Source organism: Skermanella sp. TT6, from assembly GCF_016653635.2.
Classification (GTDB): domain Bacteria; phylum Pseudomonadota; class Alphaproteobacteria; order Azospirillales; family Azospirillaceae; genus Skermanella; species Skermanella cutis.
Window position 1 is genome coordinate 3648324 of record NZ_CP067420.1, and the last position, 17544, is coordinate 3665867.

General features: G+C 70.9%; 16 protein-coding genes. 5 read left to right on the plus strand and 11 right to left on the minus strand.

Features of this window, described 5'->3' with window-relative positions; all coding sequences use genetic code 11:
• Window position 1: 1 nt before the first annotated feature.
• From bchO to chlG, 5 genes are read right to left on the minus strand one after another with little or no spacing between them, the layout of a single operon-like run.
• Window positions 2–973 (minus strand): alpha/beta fold hydrolase BchO, encoded by a 972-nt coding sequence (bchO, locus tag IGS68_RS17190; RefSeq protein WP_201071711.1) that lies wholly within the window; start codon window positions 971–973, stop codon window positions 2–4.
• A complete protein-coding gene (locus tag IGS68_RS17195) occupies window positions 970–2715 on the minus strand; it encodes a magnesium chelatase subunit D (protein WP_201071725.1) in 1746 nt (581 codons plus the stop codon). Before IGS68_RS17195 ends, bchO begins: the two co-directional genes overlap by 4 nt.
• Window positions 2712–3812, minus strand: coding sequence for a magnesium chelatase ATPase subunit I (bchI, locus tag IGS68_RS17200; protein WP_201071740.1), 1101 nt, complete (start codon window positions 3810–3812; stop codon window positions 2712–2714). The genes IGS68_RS17195 and bchI overlap by 4 nt, the downstream gene beginning before the upstream one ends.
• Before the next feature lie 52 nt (window positions 3813–3864).
• Complete coding sequence (locus IGS68_RS17205; protein ID WP_201071756.1) at window positions 3865–5046, minus strand: geranylgeranyl diphosphate reductase; 1182 nt, start codon at window positions 5044–5046, stop codon at window positions 3865–3867.
• Window positions 5043–5927 (minus strand): chlorophyll synthase ChlG, encoded by an 885-nt coding sequence (gene chlG / locus IGS68_RS17210; RefSeq protein ID WP_201071758.1) that lies wholly within the window; start codon window positions 5925–5927, stop codon window positions 5043–5045. The genes IGS68_RS17205 and chlG overlap by 4 nt, the downstream gene beginning before the upstream one ends.
• A gap of 526 nt (window positions 5928–6453) precedes the next feature.
• On the opposite strand from chlG, the gene IGS68_RS17215 reads away from it, so the two are divergent.
• Complete coding sequence (locus IGS68_RS17215) at window positions 6454–7050, plus strand: hypothetical protein (RefSeq protein WP_201071760.1); 597 nt, start codon at window positions 6454–6456, stop codon at window positions 7048–7050.
• 89 nt (window positions 7051–7139) lie between these two features.
• Here the strand turns inward: IGS68_RS17215 and IGS68_RS17220 are convergent, their stop codons facing one another.
• Entirely contained in the window at window positions 7140–7394 is a 255-nt protein-coding gene (locus tag IGS68_RS17220) for a hypothetical protein (RefSeq protein ID WP_201071762.1), read from the minus strand.
• Window positions 7395–7534: 140 nt separating this feature from the next.
• Between IGS68_RS17220 and IGS68_RS17225 the strand changes: the two genes are divergently transcribed.
• On the plus strand, window positions 7535–7879 hold the full coding sequence (locus IGS68_RS17225; RefSeq protein ID WP_247880939.1) for an HVO_A0114 family putative DNA-binding protein: 345 nt from the start codon (window positions 7535–7537) through the stop codon (window positions 7877–7879).
• Window positions 7880–7981: 102 nt separating this feature from the next.
• Here the strand turns inward: IGS68_RS17225 and IGS68_RS17230 are convergent, their stop codons facing one another.
• From IGS68_RS17230 to IGS68_RS17240, 3 genes are read right to left on the minus strand one after another with little or no spacing between them, the layout of a single operon-like run.
• Entirely contained in the window at window positions 7982–10204 is a 2223-nt protein-coding gene (locus IGS68_RS17230; RefSeq protein ID WP_201071766.1) for a xanthine dehydrogenase family protein molybdopterin-binding subunit, read from the minus strand.
• A 1-nt stretch (window position 10205) separates the two neighbouring features.
• Window positions 10206–11198, minus strand: coding sequence for an FAD binding domain-containing protein (locus tag IGS68_RS17235; RefSeq protein WP_201071769.1), 993 nt, complete (start codon window positions 11196–11198; stop codon window positions 10206–10208).
• A 1-nt stretch (window position 11199) separates the two neighbouring features.
• Window positions 11200–11853: a (2Fe-2S)-binding protein gene (locus IGS68_RS17240; RefSeq protein WP_201071772.1), complete on the minus strand. Its 654-nt coding sequence runs from the start codon at window positions 11851–11853 to the stop codon at window positions 11200–11202.
• Window positions 11854–12029: 176 nt separating this feature from the next.
• Between IGS68_RS17240 and IGS68_RS17245 the strand changes: the two genes are divergently transcribed.
• The gene (locus tag IGS68_RS17245) at window positions 12030–12494 is read left to right on the plus strand and encodes a peroxiredoxin (RefSeq protein WP_201071775.1); all 465 of its coding nucleotides are present in this window, start codon (window positions 12030–12032) and stop codon (window positions 12492–12494) included.
• A gap of 10 nt (window positions 12495–12504) precedes the next feature.
• On the opposite strand, the gene parA is transcribed toward IGS68_RS17245, so the two are convergent.
• A complete protein-coding gene (gene parA / locus IGS68_RS17250; RefSeq protein ID WP_201071777.1) occupies window positions 12505–13143 on the minus strand; it encodes a ParA family partition ATPase in 639 nt (212 codons plus the stop codon).
• A 142-nt stretch (window positions 13144–13285) separates the two neighbouring features.
• Between parA and IGS68_RS17255 the strand changes: the two genes are divergently transcribed.
• Window positions 13286–14332: an L-threonylcarbamoyladenylate synthase gene (locus tag IGS68_RS17255; protein WP_201071787.1), complete on the plus strand. Its 1047-nt coding sequence runs from the start codon at window positions 13286–13288 to the stop codon at window positions 14330–14332.
• A 7-nt stretch (window positions 14333–14339) separates the two neighbouring features.
• A complete protein-coding gene (locus tag IGS68_RS17260) occupies window positions 14340–15752 on the plus strand; it encodes an FAD-binding oxidoreductase (RefSeq protein WP_201071790.1) in 1413 nt (470 codons plus the stop codon).
• Between the two features lie 27 nt (window positions 15753–15779).
• Here IGS68_RS17260 and IGS68_RS17265 read toward each other — a convergent pair whose 3' ends face one another.
• Entirely contained in the window at window positions 15780–17300 is a 1521-nt protein-coding gene (locus IGS68_RS17265) for a hypothetical protein (RefSeq protein WP_201071793.1), read from the minus strand.
• Window positions 17301–17544: the final 244 nt, after the last annotated feature.

Here is a 17544-nt window from a genome sequence, read left to right on the forward strand (position 1 = left end):
GTCAAGAACTCCTGCCATGGTGCTCCGGGGGAGCACTCTTCCCGATTGCTCGCCAGCGGATCAACACCTTGGGGATGAAAAGGTGCCCCGCCGGCTCCCAGCGGACCGGCCCTCGGCGGATATGGCGCAGGATCAGGTCGGCCGCCAGGTCGGGCCGCTCCTCGTGGGCCAGATGGCCCAGCCGCCCCAGCGTGTCGATCACCGCCGAGGGCAGGAGCCCGCGCACGCGCTCGGCCTGCTCCGGCGGAACCGCCGTGTCGCCGGAGGCAACGGCCAGGACCAGCCTCGGCTCCAGCCGCCGCAGGTCGCGGACCAGCGGATGCAGGTCCCAGTTCGCCATCATGCCCAGCGCCGCCGACACGTGCCCGGGGCAGCGGATCAACCGGCCGTAGAACTCCATCCCGGCGCGGTCGGGGACGGAGCCGGTGTTGCGGATCAGCCGCTCGACCGCGCGCGCGTCGGCGGTCCAGGAGAAGACCCGGGGCGCCAGGGGATTGAGCACCAGCAGCTTCGCCAGCGGCATGAACAGGTGGCCCGCAGCCCCCCGGAACGGCAGGAAGGCGCCGTTGAACGCGACGATCACCTGCGGCCGGATCAGCTGGTCGAGCGCCATGCGGGCCAGGATGGCGGCCCCGGCGGAGTGTCCCGCCGCAACCTCGGCCGAGACCTGGAGCACGTCCAGCAGCCCCGCGACGGCCCGCGCCATGCCCGGCAGCGACAGCCGGTGGCCCGGCAGCGGGTCGGTGAAGCCGTGGCCCGGCAGGTCCGGGGCGACCACGGTGAAGTCGCGGGCCAGCAGCGGCATCAGGCCGCGCCAGGAATGGGTGGCGGCGCCGGTGCCATGGAGCAGCAGGATCACCGGCCCCTGCCCCATCCGCTGCACGTGCCAGCGCAGGCCGGCGGCGGTGACGAAGCTGCTGGCGTCGCGGTTGGGCCAGCCGCGTCCTTCCCGTTCCCAGTCCGGCCGCCTCATGAAACGGGCTGCGGCGCCGCCATCCGGACGGCTCGGGAGATCGCGGCGGCGTCGGCCCTGGGCAGCGGGAGGTAGGGAGCGCCCATCCCGTCGGCAAGGCGCCGCGCCGCCGGTTCCGGATGGGCGGAGGTATCGACCAGCAGCGCCCGCAGCCCGGCGGCGGCGACCCGGCGGGCGGCGGTCAGCGCGTCGCCCTCGGCGGCGGCGCGCCCCGTCGTGCCGTCGCGGCAGACATTGGCCCGCCCGTCGGTCAGCAGCACCAGCGCCGGCGTCCCGCCCCGGCGCTTCACGGCATCCGCCAGGGCGGAGGCGGCGTCGATCCCGGCCGCCAGCGGCGTCCCGCCTCCCCCGGGCAGGGCGGCGAGGCAGCGCTTCGCCCGGGCCAGCGAGCGGGTCGGCGGCAGCAGGAGCTCCGCTTCCCGGCCCCGGAACGCCACCAGCGCCACCTCGTCGCGGCGGACATAGCAGTCGGCCAGCAGCAACTCGACGGCGCCCTTGGCCTCCGCCAGCCGGTGGAAGGCCGACGACCCGGAGGCGTCCACCACGAAGATGGTCGTCGTCCGGCTCCGCCTTTTCAGCCGCGCGATCCGGAAATCCTCCGGCCTGACCTGGATGCGCGGGGCGGTCCCGGGAGCGGCACCAAGGGCGGTATCGGGGAGACCGGCGCGCAGGCGCTGCCAGGGCGCGGCGGCCCGCAGGGTCTCGATCACGCTGAGGCGGGCACCCGACCGGGCGGCCCCGCGGCGGACGCCGGCCGGGCGCCCGCCCGCGGCCTGGGCGACGGCCCCCGCCTTGCCGGCCGGCTGGGCACGGCGGCCCGCGTTCGCAAGAATTCCCAACCGTTTGAGGAGGTCTTCCGGCAGGGCGGCCCGCGCCGCCTCCAACACCACATCCTCCAGCGCCCCACCCTCCCCCGCCGAAATGGGGTCGGAGTCCTTCTCTCCTTCCCGAGGTTGCTCCGGCTCCTGTTCCGGCGGCGTCGGAAGGCACGTCGCGCGCGGCGCCAGGACCAGGCGCGCCGCCAGCGCGGCGTCCGCCCCCGCGACCTCGCTCCGGCCTGCCAGGGCGGCGGCGGCCCGCGCCGCGGCGAGCGCCTGCAGGGCCGCACGGATCGAGCCGATCCCCAGCGCCGCCGCCGTGCCGCACAGGGCCTCGACCACCGCGCCGGATGCCGCGATTTGGCCGATGCGTCGCCGCGCCTCGGCGACCTCGACGGCGGAACGGCATGACGCCCCCGCCTGGCCGACCGCGATGGCGCCGAGATCGATGTGGAAAGCGAGCCGTTCGGTCAGCACCGCCGCCGGCCGCTCGTCGGCGTCGCCCTCGTCGAGGGCGACCAGTCCGAAACGGGCATCGACACTGCGGGCGAAACCGTCGCGCTCCAGCCGGACCTCGCCCCGGTCGAGGACGGCGGCCAGCCGGGCCGCCATGGCCGGCGGCAGCCGCTCCGCCATCGCCAGCAGGACGACACCTCCGCCGGACCGCGCCAGGATGCCCTGCTCGACCATGGGCCGCCCGGCCCGGAGGGTCGCCGCGAGGTCCAGCCCGCCCAGCAGCCGGTCGTCGGTGACATGGCAGGGCACGCGGAGGAACGGCGCGGCGTCCGGCAGCAGCCCGCGCAGCAGCTCCAGCCAGCGGTCGCGCACGGGACCGGGAGCGGCCCGGACCGAGACGCCGCCGAGCCCAGCCGGATCGACCGAGAACAGCGCCGCGGCCTCGGCGGCATCCTCCCAGGAACTCATGCGCCGAACAGGTCGGCGACGGCGCGCTCGACCCGCGCGGTCGATCCCGCCTCGTCCAAGGGGTTCCGCCGCAGGCGATGGCGAAGCGCCGGCAGGGCCACCTGGCGGAGATGCCGGTCCGTCACCTCGCCGGCGCCGTCCAGCGCGGCCACGGCGCGGGCGGACCGGACCAAGGTCAGTTCGCCGCGCAGCCCATCGGCGCCCAGCGCCATGCACAGGCGGGCCGCCCGCTCGATCGCGGAGTCGGGTACCTGGACCAGCGGCAGCCGGATCCTGGCCGCCTCAAGGCTCCGGCGGAGGCGGGTTTCCTCCCGTTTCCACTTCGCCACGAATCCGGCGGGGTCGCGCTCGAAGGCGTCGCGCCGGCGCACCACCTCGATCCGCTCGGCGAGCTCGGCGGGCGTCCTCACCTCGACCGATAGGCCGAAGCGGTCGAGGAGCTGGGGCCGAAGCTCCCCCTCCTCCGGGTTGCCGCTGCCGACCAAGACGAAGCGGGCGGGATGGCGCACGCTCAGCCCCTCGCGCTCGACCACGTTCTCGCCCGACGCCGCCACGTCGAGCAGCAGGTCGACCAAGTGGTCCTCCAGCAGGTTGACCTCGTCGATGTACAGGAAGCCCCGGTGCGCCCGGGCCAGCAATCCCGGCTCGAAGCGCTTCTCGCCCCGGGTCAGCGCCCGCTCCAGGTCGAGCGCCCCGACCACCCGGTCCTCGGTGGCGCCCAGCGGCAGGTCGACCACGGGGACCGGCACCCGCCGGCTCTTCAGCGCGCCCTCGGCGCGGGCGGCCCGACACTCGTCGCACAGCGAGGCGGGATGCGCGGGATCGCAGTTGTAGGCGCAACCCGCCACCGCCCTCATCGGCGGCAGCAAGGCCGCCAGCGCGCGGACCGCCGTGGACTTGCCCGTGCCGCGGTCGCCGAACACCATCACGCCGCCCAGGCTGGGATCGACCGCGGCGGCGAGCAGGGCCAGCTTCATCTCCTCCTGGCCGACGATCGCGGGGAACGGGAACAGCGGGCGCGGGGATCGGCGTTCCGGCATCGCCCGCGGCACGGCCGGGGCTTCCGCGACGGGATGGACGAGCGCGACAGAGGCCATGGTCAACTCCCGGACTGAAAGCCGTGGTACTGAAAGCCGTGCAGGCTTTTCCTCAGGGTCGGACGACGCCCAGCAGGTGCGCCAGGTCCTTGAAGAAGATCCTCACATGCGCGGCCGGCTTGGCGCGCACCAGTTCCTTGTTCATATAGGCGTCCCAGGTCAGCTTCTGGACGTCGGGATCGCGGCAGATGCCGACGAAACGCTCGCGCCGCTTGTCGCTGCTGTACCAGAAATGCTGCATCATCCCGAGGATCCAGAAGACCCGTCCATGGGCCTTCATGAAGCGCTTGCGCGCTCCCGCCAGCGCCCGGGCGTCGCCCGTCGACAGGAAGGCCTCGACCGCTTCGGCCGCGAAGCGCCCGCCCGCCATGGCGTAATAGATGCCCTCGCCCGAGGCCGGCGCCACGACCCCGGCGGCGTCGCCGGCCAGCACCACGTCGCGGCCGTTGTCCCAGCGCTTCAACGGTTTCATGGGGATCGGCGCTCCTTCCCGGCGGATCGTCTCGACCGCGTCCAGCCCCGTGGCGGCCCGCAGGTCGCCGACCGACCGGCGCAGCGCGAAGCCCTTGCGGGCGGAACCGGTGCCGATGCTGGTCGTGTCGCCGTGGGGGAAGATCCAGGCGTAGAAGTCGGGCGACAAGCGGCCCTGGTAGAAGACGTCACACCGCGACCCGTCGAAGTCGGCCGCACCTTCCCGGGGCGACCTCACGATCTCGTGATAGGCGAAGACGCACCGCATGCGGTCCGACCCTGGAACCTCCTGCCGGGCCACGGCGGAGAGGGCGCCGTCCGCGCCGATCACCGCGCGGGTCCGGGCCATGCCCGCACCTTCGGCGGCCGCGTAATGGACCGTGGCGACGCCGCCGGGATCGCGCGTGACGGCGGTGAAGCTGCCGGTGCGCCGCTCGGCCCCCGCAAGGGCGGCCCGGTCCCGCAGGTACTCGTCGAACACCTCGCGGTCCACCATGCCGACGAAGCCGCCGTCGATCGGCATGTCGACCCGCCGCTCCGACGGGGAGATCATGCGCGCCGACCGTGCCCGGGCGACCAGCAGGTAGTCGGGGATCCTGAACTCCCGGATCAGCCGGGGCGGGATGGCGCCGCCGCACGGCTTGATCCGGCCCGCCTTGTCCAGCAGCAGGACCGAGCGGCCGAGCCGCGCCAGGTCCTCCGCCGCCGTCGCCCCGGCCGGCCCGCCGCCGACCACCACCGCATCGTAAATCTTACCCGTCATGGGACCTCCGGAAAGGTCTGGCGCAGCGCGAAGGCGCCCACCAGCATGCCGATGACATAGAGGCTGGTCCCCGTGGCGTTGTACCAGGGAGCGCGCTCGCGCGGGCTTTCCAGCAGGCGGAACATCAGGAAGATCTGGACGCCCAGCAGCAGCGCCACGACGGCCGCATGGACCGGACGCTGCCACAGCGCCAGCATCGCGACCACCGCGACCTGCGGCACGACCATGACCGCGCAGGCCAGCCGCGCGGCCCGCTCGACGCCGAGGCTGGCCGGCAGCGAGGCGATGCCCATGCGCCGGTCGCCCTCGACCGACTTGAAATCGTTGAGCGTCATGATGCCGTGGGCGCCGACGCTGTAGAGCCCGGCCAGCGCCAGGATGCGCCAGTCCGGCCGGGCCGCCATCATGACCGCCGCCCCGGTGAACCAGGGCAGGCCCTCGTAGCAGGCCCCGACCGCCGCGTTGCCCCACCAGCCGTTCCGCTTCAGCCGGATCGGCGGCGCGCTGTAGGCCCAGGCCAGCGCCAGCCCGACCACGGCGGCCCCCAGCCCCCACGGCCCCAGCGCGCTGGCGACCAGCAGGGACAGGGCGGTCCAGCCCAGCGCGATGTAGAAGCCCCAGCGCCCCGGCAGCCGGCCGGAGGGGATCGGCCGGTCCGGTTCGTTGATCGCGTCCACGTCGCGGTCGTACCAGTCGTTGACCGCCTGGCTGGTGGCGCAGATGATTGGACCGGCCAACACGATGCCGGCGATCACCAGCGGCCAGCGGTCACCCGCCGGAACCCCCGACGACACCACCCCGCAGCCATAGGCCCACATGGGGGCGAACCACGTGATGGGCTTGAGCAGTTCCAGGACGGCGGAGGGGGTCGGGTGCGTCATGCCTGGAGTATGATAATTTACACTTTGTCATGTCAATCAAAACTGACACGACAATACCGCGCCAACCCGCTTCTGCCCCGCTACCCCGCTTGGCCACTTTCCGGAATGCGCTCCGGGAGCGCTTTTCCACCGGATCGCCGCGGCCCCCACAGCCTGCCGCTCCACGGGCCGCACCGCGTTGGGCCACGACCCACCCCAAGGTTCGATGCAGGCCGGAGGTGATGCAAGCCGTCGTCCGTAGGTTGCGCCCATGGCGCAACGCATCGCCAAGAATGGAACGGCAGAACGTCTGTAACGGGGCAACCCAGTCGGAAACCGCTCTGGCTCGACATTTAGCCCTCTACTCGCCCGCTGGTTCCAAAGGCAGCGGCAGCGAGCAAGCCGCTCCAGCGCCCTTTGTGTCATGCCGCCATTCCCCGAACGCATGCCTCGGCCACCTATTTCAGCTATTTTTATACCTCTAAATCGCGTCAATGTCGTCTCGGCAAGGACACCATCCCATCGGCACCGTGCCCAGGAGACGATCATGTTCCGCACCCTCTTTGCCGCCGCCCTGATCGCCACCGCTCCGTATGCCGCCCCGGCGTCGGCCGATACCGCTGCCTTCAGCTGCCCGGCCAAAGGCACCGTGATCATGACGACCGACGGTGACCTGATCGAGCACCAGGGCCAGACATCCGCCTCCTACGCTACCATCTGCCGGTATCGCCTCAATCGCCGCCCGCAGAAGTCGCTGTTCGGTGGCCTGTGGACCGGCGACGCCAGCACCGCCAACATCGGTCGGATGCGCGACATAGTCGCCAACCTGTACCCGCTCGCGGTTGGATCGGTTGCGACCGGCACCGTCTACGAGGACCAGGACGGCTACGTCTGGTTCCAGAGGTTCAAAGTCGTGCGCACCGAGACCGTCCGGATCGGCGACACGATCATGGAAGCCTTCGTGATCGAGCACACCGAAACGTCAACGAGCGGCAACACCGAACTTCTGACGACCCATTGGCAGACCCATGACGGCCTCATCGTGAAGCAGACGAGTCAGCGCATTCGCGGCAACTACGTCGGCCCGACGGCGCAGGTGCAGTCCTGGGAAGCCGAATCGATCACCCTCCCCCCTTCCCCGTAATCTCCCGGCCGGCACCCAGACCCAGCCGCCCCGCTCCAGGAGCCACCGTCATGCTGCCCCTCATCGCCGCCATGAATAAGAGGTTGGACTCACTTGATGCCGGGCGGGTGGCTCAAGGCGACACCTTGCGGCGTGAAATCGCGACATTCCTGGCCGCTCGCCGCGGTGCGAATCCCGGAATAGGACGTTGAGTGACCTACCGGCTGTCGGAAGAGGCTGCCGCCGATGTTCATGAGATCATCGGCTGGGTGGTCGATGAGCATGGTCAATACGCTACCCTTCGCTTGTTCGAAGCGCTTGACGAAAAATTCGAAGCAATCGGCGCAGGATGGATCGTCGGTCATACCCGACCGTCTTCTCCCGAGTGTAGCTCCAGGCGTCGCGCCGAAATCAACTGGAGCGGCCGAGGAATGGGCGCTCGAAATTGCGGAACGGTCCGGAGATGCAAGGATTTCTGGTTCGATGTGGATCGATGGAGGCTTGCATGACCACCGTGACATTCTCGATCGCGTCCCGCGGAGATGTGACGCGGCGGACCTTGGCGGCGTTCGGCGGCGAACGGCAAGGTGCCCATATCTCGTTCGAGTCCGTCGAACTCCTGTGGCGGACCTTGACCCGCAAGCGCTGGGAACTGCTGAAGTCGATGACCGGCGAGGGTGCCATGACGATCCGCGAGGCAGCCCGGCGCATCGGCCGCGATGGCAAGGCGGTGCATGGGGATGTGCAGGCGCTGCTCATCGCCGGTATTCTCGACCGTACCGCCGACGGCCGCGTCGTCTTCCCCTACGACGCCGTTCATGTCGATTTCACGCTGACCAAGGCGGCGTGACCGGGCGGCGGCGCGAAGGCTCTAGAGTGATCGCAAACGGGTGCGTCGGCCGAGGGGAGCGATGGAGATCCATGCGAACTCCCCCCAGCCTCCGCTGCCCCGCTAAGCCTCCAGCAGGTCCTCGATCCGGATCGGCAGGTCGCGGATGCGCTTTCCGGTCGCGTGGTAGACCGCGTTGGCGATGGCCGATGCGGTCCCGACATTGCCGAGCTCGCCCAGGCCCTTGATGCCCGCCGGGTTGACCTCCCTGTCCTCCTCCGGGATCATGATCACCTCGACCTTCGCGATGTCGGCGTTGACCGGCACCAGGTACTCGGCGATGTCCTTGTTGATGTAGCGGGCATGGCGCCGGTCGATGTCGGTCTTCTCGTGCAATGCCGAGCTGATGCCCCAGATCATTCCGCCCATGAGCTGGCTGTGCGCCGTCCGGGTGTTCATGATGCGGCCCGCGGTGAAGGCCCCGGTGATCCTGGGCACGCGGATCTCGCGGGTCCGGGCGTGGATTCGGACCTCCACGAACTCGGCGCCGAAGGCATACATCATCTTCTCGCCCTCGGACCCGCCGCGCAGCGTGCTGGCGCCCTGGTAGAGCTTGCGGATCGCGTCCTGCGGGGCGCCGGGCGGGATCCACTCCGCGTACTCCTCGATCGCGCCGGACGGCATTCCCTCCAGCACGTCCCGGACCGATCCCTCGTCCGGCTTGCCGACCGCCCGGAACAGCTTCTCCCGGATCGCGTCGCACGCCTTCAGCACGGTGGAACAGACGCTGGCCGTCGTGTTGGACCCGCCGGCGACGGGAGCCGGCGGCAGGTCGGTGTCGCCCAGCTCGACCGTGACGGCGGCAAGATCGACGCCCAGCCGCTCGGCCGCCATCTGCCCGATCACGGTGTAGGCGCCGTTGCCGATCTCGTGCGCCGCCGTCTGGACCCGCACGGTCCCGTCGGCCGACAGCCGGACGCGCGCGGTCGCGGCCCCCAGGTTCGTCGGGTACAGCGCGGCGGCGCAGCCCATGCCGATCAGCCAGTCCCCCTCCCGCATGGAGCCCACGGCAGGATCGCGGCCGGACCAGCCGAAGGCCGCCGCGGCCCGGTCGAAGCATTCCATCAGGCCCCGGCTGGTATAGGGATAGCCCTTGATCGGCTCCTTCATCGTGTCGTTGACCCGGCGGAGCTCCACCGGATCCATCTTCAGCGCGACCGCCAGCTCGTCCATGGCGCTTTCCAGCGCGTAGATATAGGGCACCTCCGGAGGCGAGCGCATGTAGCCCGGCGTGTTCCGGTCCGCCTTGACCATGTGGACCTTGGTCGCCACCGCGCCGTAGCCGTAGAGCCGGGCGGTGGAGTCGGTGCCGCCGACCACATAGGCGTCGGGCCGCGAGGTGACCTCCCAGCCGTCATGGGTGAAGCCGGAGATCCGCCCGTCCGGGCCGGCGCCCATGCGGATCCTGTGGCGGGTTTCCGCCCGGTAGGTCGTGGTGGTGTAGCCCTGGGCGCGGGACACCACGCAGCGCACCGGCCGGCCGATCCGCCGGGCCGCAAAGGCGATCAGCCCCGTCCGCGGCGTCATCGGCCCCTTGGACCCGAAAGCGCCGCCGACATAGGGGCTGACCACGCGGACGTTCGCCTGATCCATGCCCAGCTGCTTGGCGACCATGCCGCGGAAGCCGTAGACGGACTGGCTGGGCTCATAGACGGTGAGATGCTCGCCGTTCCACACGCAGGTGGTGGAGAACAGCTCGATCGGGTTGTGGTGCTGGGTCGGCGTCGCGTAACCGACCTCGATCACCGTGGCGGCGCCGCGCAGCGCGGCATCGGCGTCGCCGACGGCGGGGTCCTCGCTGTGGCTCTTGGCATGGCCCAGCGCCGGGACCGTCTCCGCCCCGGCGGCGTCGAAGCCGGCGGAAGGCTGCTCGGCGGCGTACCCCGCCCCGACCTTGTAGGCGGCCTCGCGCGCCGCCTCGAAGCTGTCGGCCAGCACCAGGGCGATGATCTGCCCGTCGTGCCAGATCCTCGGATCGGCCAGCGGCTGGATCGAGGTGGCCGCCCCGCTGCCGAACGGCAGCGGCTTGACGGCGTCGCCGGTGTTCTCGTGGGTCAGGATCTCGATCACGCCGGGCACCGCCCGGGCCTCTTCCAGGTCCAGGCTGGCGACCCGGCCGCGCGCGATGGCGCTGGTGACCAGCACGCCGTGGGCCAGGTTGTTGATCGGGAAGTCTGCCGCGTAGCGGGCCTCGCCGGTCACCTTCAGCCGCGCGTCCAGGCGCGGTGCCGGCTCCCCCATGTTCCGCTTCGGCTCGGGTGCCGCCTGGGAATAGGTCGGGCTCATGTCAGACCTCCATCGCCTGGGTTTCGAGCAGCGCCCGGACCAGCGTCTGTTTCGCGAGCGGCACCTTGAAGGCGTTGTGCTCGAAGGTGCGCGCCCCCGCGAGGGCGGCCTCGGCGGCGGCCAGGGCCGAGGATTCGTCGAGCCGCCTGCCCCGCAGCGCCTCCTCGGCCTCCCGCGCCCGCCAGGGCACGCTCGCGATGCCGCCCAGCGCGATGCGCACCTCGCGAACGGTCTCGCCGTCCAGGTCGAGGGCGACCGCCGCCGAGGCCAGCGCGAAGGCGTAGGAATCGCGGTCCCGCACCTTGACGTAACGGGACCGGCGGGTCCAGGGACCGGCCGGCACCTCGATCGCGGTGATCAGCTCCCCGGGCATCAGCACGGTTTCCACGTCTGGAGTGCCTTCCGGCCGGCGGTGCAGGTCGGCGAAGGCGATCCGCCGTCCGCCCTGCGGTCCGGCGGTCTCGACCACGGCGTCGAGCGCCACCAGGGCTTGGGCGAAGTCGCCGGGATAGGATGCGATGCAGGCGTCGCTGGTCCCCAGTACCGCGTGCTGCCGGTTGACCCCGCCGATCGCGGAACAGCCCGACCCCGGCGCCCGCTTGTTGCAGGCCCAGGAGACCTCGCGGAAATACTCGCATCGGGTCCGCTGCAGGACGTTGCCGCCGAGGCTCGCCATGGTGCGGAGCTGCTGGCTGGCCGCCAGCTTCAGGCTGTCGGCGATCACCGGATAGCGCCCGCGGACGGCGGGATGCGCTTCGGCCTGGGCCATGCGGACCAGCGCGCCGAACCGGATGCCGCGTTCGGTCTCCTCGATCCGGCCGGCGCGACCGCCAACCAGCGGGTTGATGTCGACCAGCCGCTCCGGCCGCATCACGTCCAGCTTCATCAGGTCGGTCAGCGTCGTGCCGCCCGCGATGAACTGGACGCCGGCGTCGCCGGCGCTCCGGACGGCCCGCTCCGGGCTGTCCGCGCGCTCATACAGGAAAGGCCGCATCTCAAGCTCCCTTCATCTCGGATCTGGCCTGCTTGACGGCTGCGACGATGTTCGGGTAGGCCGCGCACCGGCACAGGTTGCCGCTCATGTATTCCCGGATGTCCGCGTCGCCGTCGGCATATCCCTCGTTGACGCAGCCGATCGCCGACAGGATCTGACCGGGGGTACAGTAGCCACACTGGAAGGCGTCGTGGTCGATGAAGGCCTGCTGCATGGGATGCAGGTCGCCGTTCGGGCTCGCCAGCCCCTCGACCGTGGTGATCCCGCTGCCCTCGGCCATGACGGCCAGGGTCATGCAGGACAGGACCGGGGAACCGTTCATCAGCACCGTGCAGGCGCCGCACTGCCCGTGGTCGCACCCCTTCTTGGTGCCGGTCAGCCCGACCCGGTCGCGCAGGGTGTCGAGCAGGGAGGCGCGGCTGTCCACCGACAGGCGATGATCCCGGCCGTTCAGCCTCAGCGTGACGTCCACGGGCGCCCGCGGGTCCGGCGGCGGGGCGGCGGCCTGGGCCAGGGCCGGGTCTGCGGCGGCGCCGGCGAGCAGCGGAAGGGCGGCGGCGCCGGCCCCCACGCCGAAGAAGCCGCGCCGGTCGAGGCCGACGGACTGGTCGGCGCCCGCGCCCTGATGCCCAGCGCCTTGATGTTTTTTCGTCATGGGGATCCCGTCTGTTCAGGGAAGCCGTGGCCGCCGGCGGGAGAGCCCCTGCGGCCGGATTCCGTTTAGAACAGTTCGAAACCCGGTTTCGTCACTCCCCGTTTGACTTCCGCGCCGGCGCACCCAAGATCGCACCCGATCGATTCAATTTGCCCCAATCAGTTGAGGAGCACCCCATGAGCGTCGAGGTTGGTTCCCCCGCTCCCGACTTCACCATGCCGACCGACGGCGGCGGCGAGGTCAGCCTGTCGGGCCTGCGCGGCAAGAAGGTCGTGCTGTATTTCTATCCCAAGGACGACACCAGCGGATGCACCAAGCAGGCCTGCGGCTTCCGCGACAGCCTGCCCGACTTCACCGGCATCGACGCCGTCGTGATCGGGGTGTCCAAGGACAGCGTCGCCAGCCACGACAAGTTCAAGAAGAAGTACGAGCTGCCCTTCGTCCTGGCCTCCGACCAGGGCTCCGACACCGCCGAGAAATACGACGTGTGGAAGGAGAAGAGCATGTACGGCAAGAAGTATATGGGCATCGAGCGCTCGACCTTCCTGATCGACGGCGACGGCGTGGTCCGCGGCGCCTGGCGGAAGGTCAAGGTAGACGGCCACTCCGACGAGGTGCTGAAGGCGGCGAAGGCGCTCTGAGCACCCGGGCCTAGCGCCGTCCCCGCTTCAGGATCTCCGCCGCCAGTTCCTGGATCTCCTCGGCGGCGCGGGTCTTGCGGGCCGATTCGGTGACGCTGCGGCCTTCGAACAGGGCCGCGGCGAACTGGACCCGGTTGCCGATCTGGGTTTGGGCGACGTCGGCGCCCATGCCCTTGATCCGTTCGATCAGGTCGTCGGCCAGCTTGGCGCGCGGCGGCACCCGGTTGATCACCAGCAGGACCGGCACGTTCTCGGACCGCGCCAGGTCCAGGGTCGGCTGGGTCGCCCACATGTCCATCGGGCTGGGCTGGACCGGCACGATGACGAGGTTGGCGGAACGCACCGCGATGCGGGCCTCGGTCTCGGCGTGGGGCGGGCTGTCGATCACGACGATGTCGTTGTCCTGCGCCAGCCGCTCGACCTCGCGCTGGGTGCGCCAGCCGTTGATCTGGACATGCTGGAGGCCGACATTCCCGTCCATCGCCTCCTGCCGGGTCTGGAACCACCGCGTCAGGCTGCCCTGCGGGTCGATGTCGACCACGGCGACGCGCAGGTCCACCTCCGACCAGGCGATCGCCAGATGGGCCGCCAGGGTCGTCTTTCCGGCGCCCCCCTTCTGTTGTGCCACGGTGTAGATCTTGCCCGCCATGCCCGCTCCGCTCATCGGCTATGCCGCCGATCGTCATTGAAAAAGTGCCCCGACCGCCGCAGCAACGGCATAGTGCATCCACATCGGTAACACGCCAAGGGTGGTGTTTGGCTTTCGCGCACCGCGACAACACTTTAAAACCATGACCATGAACAGCACAGACAGCCCGCAGAGAGCCCCCGAACTGGTCCCGCCCAGCGACGCCAACATCGCGCGCGCGGCCGGCCTGCTGCGCGCCGGGGAGCTTGTGGCGTTTCCGACCGAGACTGTCTACGGGCTGGGCGCCGATGCGACCGATGACCGCGCCGTCGCCCGGATCTTCGAGGCCAAGGGCAGGCCGCGCTTCAACCCTCTGATCGTCCATGTCCCCGACCAGGACTCGGCCGAAGCGATCGTCCGGTTCGACGCCCGCGCCGAGCGGCTGGCCGAGACCCTGTGGCCCGGCCCGCTGACGCTGGTGCTGCCGCGCCGGCCCGACGGCCCCCTGTCGCTGCTGGTCAGCGCCGGCCTGGACAGCGTCGCGGTCCGGTTCCCGGCCCATCCGGTGGCCCGCGCGCTCCTGAAGGCGGCCGGGGTGCCGGTCGCGGCCCCCAGCGCCAACCGGTCGGGCGCCGTCAGCCCGACCACGCCGCTGCACGTGGCCGAGAGCCTGGGCGCCCGCGTCGGCCTGATCCTGGCCGCCGGCCGCTGCGCGGTGGGCGTCGAGTCGACCGTTCTCGACCTGACCGGCGAGGCGCCGGTGCTGCTGCGCCCCGGCGGCGTGACCGCGGAGGACCTGGAGGCGCTGCTGGGCGTGCCGGTCCTGCGCCCGCCGCAGGCGGAGGCAGCCGGCGATCCCGAGGCGCCGAAGTCGCCCGGCCAGCTCGCCAGCCATTACGCCCCGGGCCGGCCGGTCCGGCTGGATGCGAGCGGCGCCGGCCCCGACGAGGCCCTGCTCGCCTTCGGCCCCGACACCTTCATCCGCGGCGGCGCCACGCGCCTGAACCTGAGCCCGCAGGGCGACCTGCACGAGGCCGCGGCCAACCTGTTCGCCATGCTGCGCGCCCTCGACCGGCCGGAGCATGCCGCGATCGCCGTCATGCCGGTCCCCGAGCAGGGGCTGGGTGCCGCGATCAACGACCGCCTGCGCCGGGCCGCGGCCCCCCGCGGGCCAGCGCCCTTCCCTTCCGAAACGCCGACACAAGACTGACAAAGCCATGATCGACGCAGCCTTCCTCGACCGTCTCCGCAGCATCGTCGGCCCCGCCGGCCATATCGACGCCCCCGGCGACATGGAACCCTATGTCGCCGAATGGCGCGGCCGGTACCGGGGGACGACGCCGCTGGTGCTGCGCCCCGCCACCACGCGGGAATTGTCCGAGGTGGTGAAGGCCTGCTGGGAAGCCGGCGTGCCGATCGTCCCCCAGGGCGGCAACACCAGCCTGGTCGGCGGCTCGATCCCGTCCCAGGACGGCAGCGAGGTCCTGGTCAGCCTGTCGCGCCTGAACAGGGTCCGGGAGATCGACCCGCTGAACTACACCGTCACGGTCGAGGCGGGCTGCGTGCTCCAGGCGATCCAGGAGGCCGCGGCCGAGGTTGACCGGCTGTTCCCGCTCAGCCTGGGCGCCGAAGGCACCTGCCAGATCGGCGGCAACATCTCGTCCAACGCCGGCGGCACCATGACGCTGCGCTACGGCAACATGCGCGACCTCGTGCTCGGGCTGGAAGTGGTGATGCCGGACGGGCAGGTCTGGGACGGCATGCGGCGGCTGCGCAAGAACAACACCGGCTACGACCTGAAGCACCTGTTCATCGGGGCGGAAGGCACGCTGGGGATCGTCACCGCCGCGGTGCTGAAGCTGTTCCCCCGGCCCAAGCAGGTGGAGACCGGCTTCCTCGCCGTCCGCGACCCGGACGCCGCGATCGAGCTGCTGGCCAGCCTGCGGTCGGCCAGCGGCGACTCGCTGAGCGCCTTCGAGCTGATGCCGCGCATCGCGATCGACTTCGCCCTGAAGCACGTGGCTGGCACGGTCGACCCGCTGGAGGAGAGCCATCCCTGGTACGTGCTGCTGGAATTCGCGACCGGCAGCGGCGGCGAGGCTTTCCGCGACACGATCGAGGCGACCCTGGGCGAGGCCATGGAGGCCGGCCTGGTCATGGACGCGGTGCTGGCGTCCAGCGAGAGCCAGGCCAAGCAGCTCTGGTTCATCCGCGAGGCGATCGTCGAGGCCCAGAAATACGCCGGCGGCTCGATCAAGCACGACATATCGATCCCGGTGTCCTGCGTCGGGACCTTCATCCGCGAGGCGACCGAGGCGGTCGAGCGGACCATCCCCGGCGCCCGTCCGGTTCCGTTCGGCCATGTCGGCGACGGCAACATCCACTTCAACGTGACCCAGCCGGAAGGCGCCGACACGGAATCTTACCTTGCCCAGTGGGACAAGCTGAACACCGTCGTCCATGACATCGTGCTGGGCATGGACGGCTCGATCAGCGCCGAGCACGGCATCGGCACCTTCAAGCGCGACGAGCTGAAGCGCGTCAAGTCGCCGGTCGAGCTGGAGCTGATGCGCAAGGTCAAGGCGGCGCTGGACCCCAAGGGGCTGATGAACCCCGGCAAGGTGCTGTGAGGAAAGGCTCCCGCGGGAGCCGATCCTTCAGGGGGCGGTAGAACGCACGAACCGCAGGCCGAGGGCCGTGAGGGTGTCGGCCGCCTCCCCCGGCGCCCCGCCGCCCTGCCCCTCGCCGCCGGCGAACACGGTCAGGACCGGGGTTCCGGGCGCCGTGGCGGGCGGACAGCGCAGGGCTTCGGTGAACAGGATGTGCCAGTGGCCGCGCAGGCAGTAGGCCGGCGGACCCAATCGCTTGGCATAGGCGAGCAGGCCTGCCGTCCTGCTCCAGACCGTGACCCAGTCCCCGTCGCGGTCCAGGTCGAGCACCGCCGGGCCGGGCTGGAACCGGACCAGATCCTGGAACGCGGCGGGGATGCCCGCCTCGGTATGGTGCTGCTGGCGCTGCCCCGTGATCAGCAGGAAGGCGACCGCGGCGATCCCGGCGCCGGCCAGGCATCGCCGGGCCAGGTTCCAGCCGAGGGAGCGATGGACCGCGATCGCGATCATCGCGGCCAGCAGCGCCGGAACCGCGCGGTAGAAGTAGATGATGTAGGCTTCGCTCAGGAAATCGACCCCGAAGACCGTATAGAACAGCACCGCCAGGGAGGCCGCGCCGGCGGAAATCAGGAAACCCAGGCGCGAGGGAAGCGCCGACGGTTCGTCGCGCCCGGAGGTCCGAAGCAGCAGGGCCGGCAGCAAGGCGGCCGGAACCAGCGCGGCGCCGCTCCAGCAGGCCAGGACATAGGCCAGGCTGGCACCCGGCGGATTGGCGTGGTGCCCCGCGCCATAGCCGGCATACTGGCCCAGCGGGCCGGGGAAATGCAGGATCGTCTGGACGGCGGGCGGCAGCAGGAAAACGGCCATGACGACCGCGGCGGCGGCGATATGCCCGCGCCCCCGCCGCAGGGTTTCCAGGGACGCGAGCCTCGGCCAGGCATCCGGCGGCAGCCAGCGGGCCGTCAGGAAATGCGCCGCGACGGCGATGGCCCCGGTGAGGCCTGCGATGCCGATGAAGGAGGCGTGCCCGTGCAGCAGGAAACCCGTCGAGAGTGCCAGCGGGACCAGGCCGTCGAGCCGCCCCGCCGCCACTCTGGCGAGGGCCAGGGTGAACACGGCGAAGGTCGGGAAGTACAGGAACGGCATCCAGAACCCGAACAGGAAATCCGGGTCCGTCAGGGCCGCCTGCACCGTGAAGGCGCCGAGGCCGAGGGCCGCCGCCCCCGCCGACCGCGACATGCGGGCCAGAAGGAACCAGAGCAGCGCCAGCCAGCCCGCGTTGAGGACGGCCGTCCCCAGGATCTGCCCCCCGAAGGGGGTTGCGGTCAGGCGCAGGAGATCGTGGAAGACGGCTTCGCCCATGGCCATCACATACAGGTATGCCGGGCCGGGATGGTTGAAGCCTATGCGCGAATAGTTGCCCTTCAGCAGGATACCGTGCTTGGCGTCCAGGATCAGCAGGGTGTTGGCCGCCGCGTCGCCCAGTTCGAACATGATATCCCGGACGGCGGGCACCGACCCGACCAGCATCAGGGCGGCAACTGCAAGGAAGACCTGGAATGTCGGCACCCATCCAGGTTCCCGGTTCATCGCCGGACGGTCATTCCGAGGGATCATCATGAGGCTTCGATCAAATGGATGAGGGTGATTTGCGTTTCATTCCGCGATTCACCGCGCGGTCGGCGCGGCGCGGGCGCGGCCGCTCCCGGGATCCCCGAAGGGCGGGAAGACCCGCCGGAAGCGGCCCGTATGTCCTACGTGTTTCGACTTGACGCAAGTCTGATCCACTCGACGCCGGTCCGGACCTCGTCAT

Coding starts and splice junctions, on each gene's coding strand:
- IGS68_RS17230 (WP_201071766.1), bottom strand. CDS start 10,204: ATGAGCCCGACCTATTCCCAGGCGGCACCCGAGCCGAAGCGGAACATG.
- bchO (WP_201071711.1), bottom strand. CDS start 973: ATGAGGCGGCCGGACTGGGAACGGGAAGGACGCGGCTGGCCCAACCGC.
- parA (WP_201071777.1), bottom strand. CDS start 13,143: ATGGCGGGCAAGATCTACACCGTGGCACAACAGAAGGGGGGCGCCGGA.
- IGS68_RS17260 (WP_201071790.1), top strand. CDS start 14,340: ATGATCGACGCAGCCTTCCTCGACCGTCTCCGCAGCATCGTCGGCCCC.
- IGS68_RS17225 (WP_247880939.1), top strand. CDS start 7,535: ATGACCACCGTGACATTCTCGATCGCGTCCCGCGGAGATGTGACGCGG.
- IGS68_RS17205 (WP_201071756.1), bottom strand. CDS start 5,046: ATGACGGGTAAGATTTACGATGCGGTGGTGGTCGGCGGCGGGCCGGCC.
- IGS68_RS17235 (WP_201071769.1), bottom strand. CDS start 11,198: ATGCGGCCTTTCCTGTATGAGCGCGCGGACAGCCCGGAGCGGGCCGTC.
- IGS68_RS17195 (WP_201071725.1), bottom strand. CDS start 2,715: ATGAGTTCCTGGGAGGATGCCGCCGAGGCCGCGGCGCTGTTCTCGGTC.
- IGS68_RS17240 (WP_201071772.1), bottom strand. CDS start 11,853: ATGACGAAAAAACATCAAGGCGCTGGGCATCAGGGCGCGGGCGCCGAC.
- IGS68_RS17220 (WP_201071762.1), bottom strand. CDS start 7,394: ATGACCGACGATCCATCCTGCGCCGATTGCTTCGAATTTTTCGTCAAG.
- IGS68_RS17215 (WP_201071760.1), top strand. CDS start 6,454: ATGTTCCGCACCCTCTTTGCCGCCGCCCTGATCGCCACCGCTCCGTAT.
- bchI (WP_201071740.1), bottom strand. CDS start 3,812: ATGGCCTCTGTCGCGCTCGTCCATCCCGTCGCGGAAGCCCCGGCCGTG.
- IGS68_RS17255 (WP_201071787.1), top strand. CDS start 13,286: ATGACCATGAACAGCACAGACAGCCCGCAGAGAGCCCCCGAACTGGTC.
- IGS68_RS17245 (WP_201071775.1), top strand. CDS start 12,030: ATGAGCGTCGAGGTTGGTTCCCCCGCTCCCGACTTCACCATGCCGACC.
- chlG (WP_201071758.1), bottom strand. CDS start 5,927: ATGACGCACCCGACCCCCTCCGCCGTCCTGGAACTGCTCAAGCCCATC.